The sequence below is a fragment of the Nocardia sp. NPDC049935 genome, assembly GCF_055586645.1.
The window spans coordinates 266102-276931 of record NZ_JBVJHV010000008.1 but is presented as its reverse complement, the minus strand read 5'-3'; the positions used below and the strand labels follow the sequence as shown (position 1 = coordinate 276931).

Here is a 10830-nt window from a genome sequence, read left to right as displayed (position 1 = left end):
GGCAGGATCGAATGAACGAACCGCACCAGGACCCCGCCGCGTCCGGCGAGGCTCCGGATATCGCCTTCAACCTGAGCGGTCCGGTTCCCGTGGGAGCGCTATCGACCGCCGGCCAGGTCGATTCCGGACCGGCGGGCCCGGTCGCCTCGGCGGCCGGTATTCCGGCCGGGCCCACTACCGACGCGGCGCCCGGCGCCGAACCGGTCCCGGCGCAGGCCGAGCCGCCCGACGCCGCCCCGCCCATCGAGCAGCAGGCGACCGAACTCGCGCATACGGTCGCGCGTGAACTCGCCGCGGCGGGCCCGCCGGGATGGCAACGCCTGGAAGCGCATTTCGCGATCACGACCGTGGGCGGGGTGACCTACTCGCTGTACACCGATCCGACCGGGCGAGTGTCCCGGTTCGAACCGTCCGACGAGATCGTCGATATGGTCCGGCTGCAGCGTGAGATATCGGCCGGGCTGGGGGACGGTCCGTGGTGGCGGATGGTGATCCGGCTCGATAGCGCCGGTGACCTCGCGATCACCTACGACTACGGCGAGGAACCGTTCCCCGATGATCAGCTGCTGGTCCCGGACGCCTACCGCGCGGATCTGGAGACCTTCCCCCGCGACCGGCTGCCGGTCTGGCTGGCGGCCTATATCGGTCACGGGAACCGGCAGTGGCGACCCGCGCAGCGGGCAGCGGCACGCGCCCGCGCGGACCAGGACGCCGGTATCACCGCGGTGCGGGCCGGCGACGATCTCCCCGAACTGCCGGTGCTCTGGGCGCGCTGGGCGACGATCGCGGCCGCCTTCGTCGCCGTCGGCTCGGAATGGGGCCCGCGAATCCTGCCCGCACTCGGCGTCTTCGAGGGTTCCGGGCGCAGCGGCGCCACGCTGTATGTCCTGCCCGGGGGACGCGCGGTGCTGTCGGGCGGTGTGTGGAACGCCCCCGAACTCGATGCCGCCTACAACGACGGCCGCCCCATGCCCGACCTGTACGCGGGCGCCCCGGAGTGGGTGGCCGACCAGGTGCTCAATCCCCGTGCCGCGCGCGGCCTGCTGTCGTTCTGCTACTGGTGGGAGGGCGACAGCTGGTTCCGCGGCGAATCGGCCCCGGCGGACCTGATCAGCGCCGCGGTACCCGGGGTGTGGTCGGCGCGGACCGTCGCCGAGGTGGTGTGCGGCGTGGTGAGTCCGGACCCGAGCGACCGGCAGCGCGCGGCCGCGGCGGATCTGGTGGCCGCCACCGAATCCGCTGTCGTCAACCGCGATACGCTGGCCGCCCTCTTCGACAACCCGTCCGACGATCTCGACGCCGCCCTCTACCAGCTCTCCCTCGCCGGTGTGGTGACCGAGGTGCCCGAGGTGCTGACGCGGGACCGCGCGATCGCCACGGTGCGCGAGCACATCCTCGCCCTCGGCATCGACACCTCCGGCTACCCGGTCGACGAACTGGTGGCCGAACGCCTGACCGTCGGCTGGATGGTCTTCGTGCCCACTCGGCCGGACGAGATCTCCATCGGCCGCGCGATCTTCTACATCGCCGACGACGGGGTGATCGAGCAGTCCTCGTCCTCCACCGCGCCCTCCCGCTACACCGAGGGCTTCGAGGCCCGCTTCCACCAGCGGCAGGGCGCCGCCGCCGACTTCACGATCTGATCCGAACCGAGAACAGGAGCAGGGCAATGAGTGATTCCGTAGAGATCAACCCCGACGGACTGCGCCAGGCGGGAGTCGAATTCGGTGTCGTCGCCGATATCACCCGGGGAGTTCTCGAGAACCTGCGGACCTCCTGCGAGAGCCGGGGCGAGCCGTGGGGCGACGACAAGGCCGGCCGGGAATTCGCCGAGGGGGAGAAGGGCTACAAGGCGAACCGGGACAACACCTTCGGCTCCCTGTCCCAGCTCGTCACGGTTTTCGGGGACAACGCCGACAACCTCCGCGACTCGGCGAACGCCTTCGAGCACAACGAGAACGAAGTCTCCGGCAACGGCTAGTGCGGGCGCGGTACTCGGCGGAACAGATCGCCCTGATGCCGGGCGCGGACGAGGTCCTGAAGGAAATCCTGCGGCGAGTGCGGTAGGCACGATCTCCGACCGCCCAGCGGTCAGCAGTCGTTGACGATATCGGGAACGGGAGCCGTATCCGACGGGCCGCGGCTCTCCGCCCGCCGAATCAGTGCGTGCAAAGCGTCGTCGAACGGCGGTGTGTAGGAAACTCCGGTCGCGCAGCCGCCCAGATGCGGACCGGCGATGATTCCGACGAGATCGCGCCCGTTCCGCGCAACCCACGGCCCCCCGCTGGTCCCGTACACGAAACCGCCGCAGACGAATGCGGAGTAGCCATGCTCGGCCTGGGCGGGTCGTGTGCAGGCGGTCGGCGAATCCAGCAGTCCCACACCGTAGCCGGTCACGGTGACCGGATCCCCGACCCCGGGATTGCTCGCCACTCGGAGTCCTCCTCCGACCGCGTCTCCGATAGAGACCTCCCTCGCACCCGCTCCCGGGCGCACGCGCAGTATCGCGTAGTCGTGATCCACCGCGAGCCCGGCCACCCAGCGCCGATCGAGATAGACCTGCGATACCTGCCACCGCCCCAGCGGCTCACGCCCTCGGTCGTACCCCGGCGCGAAGCCGATGAGCGCCCCCGGCCCGATCACACAGTGCGCGGCGGTGATGACCAGATCCCCGTCCCCGCTGTCCAGAACACTCCCGGAGCAGGTGTGTACGGCCGTGCTCCCGACGAACAACGCTCCGATGCGCGGATCCGGTTCGGCCACCGGATACGAATCCGGCACCTCCTCCGCCCGGCCCGGTGCGGAGGTCCCCATCAGCACCGAGACCAGCAGAACAAGTACTCCGGCGGCAGGACGCATGCGCTCACGCTACAACTCCTTTCCCCCGCGTTGCGGCCCGGAAATTCGATACTGTGAGATCAACTGGAACGGTCGTGGCGCCGATCGTCGGATATCTGATCTCCTGCCACCCGGCGGGATCCGCTCGGCCGGCTGGACGTGGGCGGGTCTCCGGGCAGTATTCGAAGGTCGGCTCGGTCCAAGACCCTCCCCAGCTCCAACTCGATTTCGAACGTAGAGGGGGCGGCGCCGCACTGGGCGATCATGTCGCGCGCGGTCTGCCGGATAGCGTGCTTTTCCGCGACGAACCGCGATACGCCGAACGCGGGCGCGTACAAGAACCACTGCGATCCACAACAACTCACTCTCACGGAGAACAGCATGGTTGGCCCCTTGCCCTGTGTCCTTGGCTTGCTCGCGGCGGCGGGGAAGCGGCGCCCGACGCCGCGAGCTGCAGATGACGCTAGATTCGATCGGCTCTGACGCCCAGGAGTTTGGCACTGTTTGACGCATTTATTTCTACCTGCGGTGATATTGCTGATGCGCGGGCACAATCAGTTTCAGGAGTGTCACATCAGGTCATACTCCGGAACGGAGGAGAGGCATGCGTTTGCAATTCCTGGGCAGAGGCGGCTCGGGCGTCGGCGAGTGCCCTTCGCTGTATGTCAGCGACGAGGGCACCTACATAGTTCAGGGCTGGAGGACCGGTCGGTCCGGGACGGTGGAAATCCCGCATCTGCTTCCGGGTTTCGCCGAGCCGAATACGTACATAGGTGCGACGATGACCGATACCGGCCGGGGGACCTTCACCCTTGCCGGGCGTGCGGTTTCGGAGCCGGATACGCTCGCCCAACTCGACTTGGCCGAGGGCGAGTCGGCGATCGAGGTCCCGAAGCGGGAGAGGTATTTCTACGGTGCTATTGCTGCAAGCTGATCCCTTCCCGGATCTGCTTCGCGCCTGCACGCGCGAAGCGTTCCATCTCGAGGTGCGTGACTCCTATGGGGTCGCTGTCGAGTCCGAGCCACTGCGAAGATTCCTGTCGGGAGAGTCGGAGCCGGATTACGAGTGGTTCCGCCCGTGGCGGTTACTGATAGAGGAGACGACTCGACGCGGGGTTGCCGTACGTCGAGTGCGAGTAGTCACAGAGCCGCTCACCGATTACCATCGCTGGTTGCTGACGGTCACGCCGGAAAACCTTGCGGCCGGTGAGGACATTCGTTACTTGGGTCGGCACAGAGCCGGTCACATCCCGACGGAGGATTACTGGCTGCTGGACGACGTCCGGGTGGCATTCCACGCACGCGACCCCGACGGCCGTGGCCGCGGGATGGTCGTGACAACCGATCCGTGGATTGTTGATTACTGTGTCGATGTGAAACAGCGGTTATGGGCCTCGGCCACCCCCTACCACGAGTATCCGGCAGCCGACTCTCACCAGTGAGCAAGGCGGTTCACGAGCAGCGTCGAGCGCTCGGACAGCGTCTCCGTGAGATCCGCAAGGATGCGGGTCTCACGGGGCGCCGACTTGCCCTGCTGGCCGGCTGGCACGAGTCGAAGGTATCCAAGATCGAAACGGGTGACCGCAGCCCAAACGAAGCCGATCTGCGCGCATATTGCCTGCATACCGATAGTGGAGAGCAGCTTCCGGATCTGGTGGCCGCCGTTCGCAACATCGAGGCCGCCCATCTGGAATGGCGCCGGATACTTCAAACAGGAACGAGACAGCGGCAAGCGCGTTCGGTGGCGCTGGCCGAGCAGACGAGGCTGATGCGGATCTATGAGCCGGTCCTCGTTCCAGGAATGCTCCAGACCGCCGAGTACGCCGAGGCGGTTTTGCGCACCGGAGCCGGGTTCTATTCCGTACCCGATGACGTGGAACAGGGCGTATCGCGGCGGATGGAGCGGCAGCGGTTCCTGTACACAGGCGACCGCCGGTTTCATATCGTCATCACCGAACAATCGATCGCGACGACGGTCGGTGACCATTCGGTCATGGTGGGTCAACTCGACCGGCTCCTGGCTGTGATGGGATTGCCTCGGGTATTGCTCGGAGTTGTTCCTCTGTCCGCAGAATGGAGAGTTCCGGCAACGAATTTCGTCATGTTCGACGAGCGGATGGTGCTGGTGGAAGCTGTGTCGGCGGAGCTCACGATCACTCAGCCGCGGGAGATTGCGCTCTACCGAAGGGCTTTCGGGATCCTCGCGGAGCAGGCGGTTACGGGCGATGCCGCGCGTGGGCTGATTCACGAGGCAATGACCCGTCGGCGCGACGCAGTCGCCGGTGATCGGTGACGCCCGGGAGGATGCGCTGACAGTATCTGTGGAGCGGTTGGCGGCGGCGGTGCTGTCGCGGGCTTCGGGTGGGCGGCGGTTCGTGCTCGGTATCGCCGGGCCGCCGGCGGCGGGGAAGTCGACCCTCGCGGCGCGGCTGGTGGACGCGATGAACGGAAGTTCGGGTGGGGTCGGGGGCGTAGCCCCGATGGATGGGTTTCATCTGACTTCCGACGCCCTGGCGGCGGCCGGGGCGGCGCATCGTAAGGGGGACCCCGGCACATTCGATGTGGCGGGTTTCGTCGATCGGCTGAGACTCCTGCGGGAGACCCCACTCGGCCGGGAAGTGCCCTGGCCGACGTTCGACCGGACACTGGATGACCCGGTTGTCGATGGTTTCGTTTTCACGACGGAGCGGATCGCGGTGGTGGAGGGGAATTATCTCCTTGTCGACCGTCCGGGCTGGCGCGATATCCGGGGGCTTCTCGACGAAGTGTGGTTTCTGGATGCCTCCGAGGAGGTGATCGGCCAACGGTTGCGGCGGCGTTTTCGCGATGGCGGGAAATCCGCCGCGGAAACCGAGCGCAAGATCTCCGAAAGCGATCTGCCGAACGCGCGCCTGGTCTCCGGTACGTGGTCCCGGGCGGATCTCCGGCTGCGTGAACGCGGTGGCGGTTATCTCGTCGAGCGTTCCTAGAAACGCCTGCCGTCGCCTGCGTCGGGGGCTGTTTCGAAGAGGTTGAGTTTGTAGGTGGTGACCGGGGGCGGGAAGACCAGGCGCATCACCTTCATACCCAGGCGGTAGCGGCGCGGCCAGGTGCGGGCGACGGCGGGTTGGGGGGTGGCGAAGGTGCGGGAGTCCCGGAGTCGCAGGCCGAGCTCTTCGAGCGTGCGTGGGTCGTCGCAGATCCATTTCATGCGAGCCTGGAGCTGTTTGAATACCGGGTTTCTGTCCTGGGTGTTCATCATGGCCTTGCCGCCGGTGTCGAAGGCGAGGCCGCTGCCGGGGAACGCGGTCGCGATACGCTCGAGGACCGGGTGGACGGTGTCGGCGGGGAAGTACAGCAGGACCGCTTCGCTGAGCAGGAAGATCGGGCCGCCGCGTTCACGGACCCGGTCGAACCATTCGTCTTCCAGGATCGAACCCTCGACCATGGTGTAGCGGTCGCTGTCGGTGAAGAACTTGCGGCGCAGGGCCATGGTGTCGGGGAGATCGAGGTCGAACCAGCGCAGGCGGCCGTTGTCGAGACGGTCGAATCGGGTGGAGAGCCCGCAGCCGAGATCGACCACCGTGCCGTCGGGGTGTTCGGCGAGGAAATCGCGGACGTACTGGTCGAAGATCGAGGCGCGCAGCACCGACCCTCCGAGTGAGGGCCCGCGCAACTTGCCGAAGTCGTAATCGATGGCGGCGACCAGTTCGATCGCCTTGGTGTCGCGCAGAATGCTGTCGGGCCGCTGCGCATCCCGCGCGCGCCCGTACAGGGGTATCAGCAGCGTCTCTTGGACCACACCCAGCGATATCGCCTCACCCATGCGCCCAACGTAGCCGGAAACGGGAAAGAACGGTGAGCTACGTATCGCCGGGCGTGTTCACCAGATGATTGTCGGCCGAGTGACCCATCGGCACGCGCGGTCGGGCACGGATACCGGCGTGGCGGTGAGGTATTCGGGGCGGGGTTCAGCTGGTGGAGGCGGTGGCGAAGGGGGTGCCGGTGGCGGCTACGGGGCGGTCGACGGCGCGGCGCCACAGGCCCTTCTTCTCCAGGATCGGCAGGACGCCCTCGCCGAACCAGTACGCCTCCTCGACGTGCGGGTAGCCGGAGAGGATGAAGTGGGAGATACCGAGGCGCGAGTATTCGATGAGCCGTTCGGCCACCTCTTCGTGCGACCCGACGAGCGCGGTGCCCGCGCCGCCGCGGACCAGGCCGACGCCCGCCCACAGATTGGGGGCGATCTCGAGTTTGTCGGTGCGGCCGCCGTGCAGTTCCAGCATACGCCGCTGACCTTCGGATTCGCTGCGGGCGAGGTTGGACTGGACGCGTTCGATATCCGCCGGATCGATCCCCTCCAGCAGCCGATCCGCTTCGGCCCACGCCGCTTCCGAGGTGTCGCGGGTGATCACGTGCAACCGGATACCGAAGTCGACGGTGCGGCCGCGGTCGGCGGCCAGGCCGCGGATCCAGTCGAGTTTCTTGCTGACCGCGAAAAGCGGTTCACCCCAGGTGAGGTAGGTGTCGGTGTACTGGGCGGCGACCGGGCCGGCGGCGGGGGAGGAGCCGCCGAAGAAGATGGGCGGCAGGGGGTCGGGGTGGTTGTTCAGCAGGGCGTTCTGGACCTGGAGGTGGGTGCCCTCGAAGGTGAACGGTTCGCGGGATTCCCACAGGCTGCGCACGATGTGCAGGAATTCGCCGGTGCGTTCGTAGCGGTGTTCCTTGTCCAGGAAATCGCCGAAGGCGCGCTGTTCGTGGGGTTCGCCGCCGGTGACCACGTTGAGGAGTAATCGGCCGCGGGAATGCCGCTGGAAGGTGCCGGCCATCTGGGCGGCGAGGGTGGGGCTCACCAGACCCGGCCGGAACGCCACCAGGAACTTCAGCGTCTCGGTGGTCTCCACCAGCATGGCGGTGGCCAGCCAGGCGTCCTCGCACCAGGCGCCGGTGGGGGTGAGTACCGCCTCGAAGCCGTTCTCCTCGGCCGCGCCCGCGATCTGGTTCAGGTAGCGCAGCGAGGCGGGACGGTCGCCGGACATGGCGGTACCGTGACCGCCGGCGATCAGGCCGCGCGAATCGCCGTAGGTGGGCAGGAACCAGTGGAAGGACAGGCTCATCCGGGGAACTCCTTCGAGGGGCTCGAGAGCGGGCAGGGCGGCGGCCGAGCTCCTCGCCGGGCCGACCTCCGATCCTGACCCGTCCCGCCGCGCGGGTCACCGGTTGGAATCAGCGGGATTCTTGCCCGGGAAGGGTGCGGATGCCGTGCCCGGGCCGCGCCCGGCGGCCGGTTTCGGATCGCGGTGCGCGTAACGGGTGAGTGTGCGGGTGGCGTCGGTGATCGTGGGGCGATGACCTCCACCGCATCCCAGCCCGCGACCGATGCCGATCTCGACGCGGTGTTCGCGCCGATCTACGCCGATATCGCGGCCGGCGCGGTCGAACGCGAGATCGACCGCCGGCTCGCCCACGACGAAGTCCGCCGCCTGCGGAAGGCGCGGTTCGGCGCGCTACGGGTCCCGGTGGAGCACGGCGGGTACGGGGCGAGCGTGCGGCAGCTGTTCCGGCAGCTGATCGAACTGGCCGCCGCCGAATCGAATCTGCCGCAGGCGCTGCGGGTGCATTTCGTTTTCGTGGAGGATCAGTTGCTGGCCGAGGCCGGCGAGGGGCGTGAGCGCTGGTTGCGGGCACTGTCCGAGGGCGCCCTGATCGGGAACGCGATCACCGAGCCGGGGGTGGGCGCGGTGGACCGGTACGCGACCCGGCTCACCCGCGCGGGGGACGGCTGGGTACTCGACGGCACCAAGTACTACAGCACCGGATCGCTGTACGCCGACCACATCCTGGTGGCCGCCGATCGCGACGGTGAGCGGGTGGGGTTGCTGGTGGCCGCCGACGCCGAGGGGGTGCGTCAGCACGACGACTGGGACGGATTCGGGCAGCGGCTCACGGCCAGCGGTACCACCGAGTTCAGCGGGGTCGCGGTGGCCGAGGAGCAGATCCTCGGACCTGGCTACGGGGTCGCCGGGCCGACGTACTCGACCGCTTATCTCCAGTTGTTCCAGCTCGCGGTGCTGGCGGGTATCGCACAGCGCGCCGAACGCGACACCCGGGAGTGGGTGGCGCGCCGCCGTCGCGGCTACACCCATTCGGCCGCCGATCTGCCCCGTCACGATCCGCTGGTGCAGCAGGTGATCGGCCGGTTGTCGGCCGCGGCGTTCAGCGCGCGGGCGAATGTGCTGGCGGTCGCGGATCTGCTCGACGAGGTGCTGGCCGCGGGCGCGCAGGACGAGAGCGCGCTGAACCGGGTCGAGCTGGCGTCCGCGCAGGCGCAGCTCGCCGTGATCGATACCGTGCTGCCCGCCACCAGTGAACTGTTCGAGGTGGGCGGGGCGTCCATCACCGCCGAAGGGCTGCGGCTGGACCGGCATTGGCGCAATGCCCGCACCATCTCGGTGCACAACCCGGCGATCCAGAAGGCGCGGGCGGTCGGGGACCATCTGCTCAACGGCACCGAACTCCCGTTCGCCTGGAGCGCGGGTGAGCGCGCGGCGGCGCAGGAGCCGGCGAAATGACCCGGCGCATCCGGTTCAACGCGTTCGATATGAACTGCGTCGCCCATCAGTCCCCGGGCCTGTGGCGGCACCCGGACGATCAGTCGCACCGGTACAAGGAGATCGGCTACTGGACCGAGCTGGCCCGGTTGCTGGAACGCGGCCGGTTCGACGGGCTGTTCATCGCCGATGTGCTGGGCACCTACGACGTCTACGGCGGCGACGACCGGGCGGCGCTGCGGCAGGGCGCGCAGATCCCGGTGGCCGATCCGCTGCTGCTGGTATCGGCCATGGCGGCGGTGACCGCGAATCTCGGTTTCGGGATCACCACCGGCACCGGATTCGAGCATCCGTATCCGTTCGCGCGGCGGCTGTCCACACTCGATCACCTCACCGGCGGCCGGGTGGGCTGGAATGTCGTCACCGGGTATCTGCCGTCGGCGGCCCGCAATTTCGGCGCCGACGATCAGCTCGACCACGACGAACGCTACGACCAGGCCGACGAGTACCTGGAGGTGCTGTACAAGCTGTGGGAGGGGTCGTGGGAGGACGACGCCGTGGTGCGCGATCCGGTGCGCAACGTCTATGTGGACCCGGCGAAGGTGCACCATATCGGCCACGCCGGTAAACATTTCACGGTGCCGGGCGTCCATCTGTCGGAACCGTCACCGCAGCGGACGCCGGTGATCTACCAGGCCGGGGCGTCGCCGCGCGGGGTGCGGTTCGCGGCCGAGAACGCCGAGGCGATCTTCGTGGCCGCGCCCTCGAAGCGGGTGCTGACACAGACGGTGACCACCCTCCGCGATGCGCTCGAGGCCGCCGGGCGCGACCGCCACGCCGCCCGTATCTACGCGTTGGCCACCATCGTCACCGACGCCACCGACGAGGCGGCGCGCGCCAAACACGAGGACTATCTGTCCTATGCCAGCGTCGAGGGCGGTCTGGTGTTCATGTCGGGCTGGATGGGCATCGACCTGTCCCGCTACGACCTCGACGACCCCATCGGCGAGGTCCGGAGCAACGCCATCCGGTCGGCGGTGGCGGCGTTCCAGGAGTTCGACGACGACGGCCGGGAGTGGACCGTCCGCGATATCGCCCGGTGGGCCGGTATCGGCGGTATGGGCCCGGTGTTCGTCGGGTCCGGGGAGACGGTGGCCGACCGGCTGCAGGAGTGGGCCGGGGAGACCGATGTGGACGGGTTCAACCTGGCCTACGCGATCACCCCGGGCACCTTCGAAGATATTGTCACGCACGTGATTCCGGTGCTGACAGCGCGCGGCGCCTATCCCGGCGAGTACGTCCCGGGGACATTGCGCAACGCGCTGTTCGGCCGGGGCGACCGGCTGCCCGCCGAACATCGCGGTGCGCGGTACCGGCCGGGCGGTCCCGGTTCGACGGCGTTACCGGACGAGATCGCGCGGGATGCGCGGCTGGTCCCCTGATGCCGGTGGACGCGAGCAGG

At 68.2% G+C, this 10830-nt stretch carries 11 protein-coding genes; 8 read left to right on the top strand and 3 right to left on the bottom strand.

The genetic code is table 11. The features are described 5' to 3' along the window. Positions 1-11: 11 nt before the first annotated feature. Positions 12-1643: a hypothetical protein gene (locus ACZ6SF_RS27985; RefSeq protein ID WP_466065975.1), complete on the top strand. Its 1632-nt coding sequence runs from the start codon at positions 12-14 to the stop codon at positions 1641-1643. 26 nt (positions 1644-1669) lie between these two features. After that, complete coding sequence (locus tag ACZ6SF_RS27980; RefSeq protein ID WP_466065973.1) at positions 1670-1981, top strand: WXG100 family type VII secretion target; 312 nt, start codon at positions 1670-1672, stop codon at positions 1979-1981. A gap of 110 nt (positions 1982-2091) precedes the next feature. On the opposite strand, the gene ACZ6SF_RS27975 is transcribed toward ACZ6SF_RS27980, so the two are convergent. Beyond that, a complete protein-coding gene (locus tag ACZ6SF_RS27975) occupies positions 2092-2859 on the bottom strand; it encodes a trypsin-like serine peptidase (protein WP_466065971.1) in 768 nt (255 codons plus the stop codon). A gap of 583 nt (positions 2860-3442) precedes the next feature. On the opposite strand from ACZ6SF_RS27975, the gene ACZ6SF_RS27970 reads away from it, so the two are divergent. The 4 genes from ACZ6SF_RS27970 to ACZ6SF_RS27955 are packed head-to-tail and all read left to right on the top strand — an operon-like array spanning position 3443 to position 5807. Next, the gene (locus ACZ6SF_RS27970; protein ID WP_466065970.1) at positions 3443-3772 is read left to right on the top strand and encodes a hypothetical protein; all 330 of its coding nucleotides are present in this window, start codon (positions 3443-3445) and stop codon (positions 3770-3772) included. Then, entirely contained in the window at positions 3753-4280 is a 528-nt protein-coding gene (locus ACZ6SF_RS27965; RefSeq protein ID WP_466065968.1) for a DUF6879 family protein, read from the top strand. The genes ACZ6SF_RS27970 and ACZ6SF_RS27965 overlap by 20 nt, the downstream gene beginning before the upstream one ends. Further along, positions 4277-5131 carry a helix-turn-helix domain-containing protein gene (locus ACZ6SF_RS27960; protein ID WP_466065966.1) on the top strand — a complete coding sequence of 285 codons (855 nt, stop codon included), beginning with the start codon at positions 4277-4279 and terminating at the stop codon, positions 5129-5131. The genes ACZ6SF_RS27965 and ACZ6SF_RS27960 overlap by 4 nt, the downstream gene beginning before the upstream one ends. After that, positions 5121-5807, top strand: coding sequence for a nucleoside/nucleotide kinase family protein (locus ACZ6SF_RS27955; protein ID WP_466065964.1), 687 nt, complete (start codon positions 5121-5123; stop codon positions 5805-5807). The genes ACZ6SF_RS27960 and ACZ6SF_RS27955 overlap by 11 nt, the downstream gene beginning before the upstream one ends. Here the strand turns inward: ACZ6SF_RS27955 and ACZ6SF_RS27950 are convergent. Beyond that, on the bottom strand, positions 5804-6643 hold the full coding sequence (locus ACZ6SF_RS27950) for a class I SAM-dependent methyltransferase (RefSeq protein ID WP_466065962.1): 840 nt from the start codon (positions 6641-6643) through the stop codon (positions 5804-5806). The two genes, ACZ6SF_RS27955 and ACZ6SF_RS27950, sit on opposite strands and share 4 nt — an antisense overlap. Before the next feature lie 145 nt (positions 6644-6788). After that, positions 6789-7934, bottom strand: a complete 1146-nt coding sequence (locus tag ACZ6SF_RS27945) for an LLM class flavin-dependent oxidoreductase (protein ID WP_466065960.1) — start codon at positions 7932-7934, stop codon at positions 6789-6791. Between the two features lie 231 nt (positions 7935-8165). Here ACZ6SF_RS27945 and ACZ6SF_RS27940 point away from each other — a divergent pair, with 231 nt between their 5' ends. Then, entirely contained in the window at positions 8166-9389 is a 1224-nt protein-coding gene (locus ACZ6SF_RS27940) for an acyl-CoA dehydrogenase family protein (RefSeq protein WP_466065958.1), read from the top strand. Then, positions 9386-10810 carry an LLM class flavin-dependent oxidoreductase gene (locus ACZ6SF_RS27935; RefSeq protein ID WP_466065957.1) on the top strand — a complete coding sequence of 475 codons (1425 nt, stop codon included), beginning with the start codon at positions 9386-9388 and terminating at the stop codon, positions 10808-10810. Before ACZ6SF_RS27940 ends, ACZ6SF_RS27935 begins: the two co-directional genes overlap by 4 nt. Positions 10811-10830: the final 20 nt, after the last annotated feature.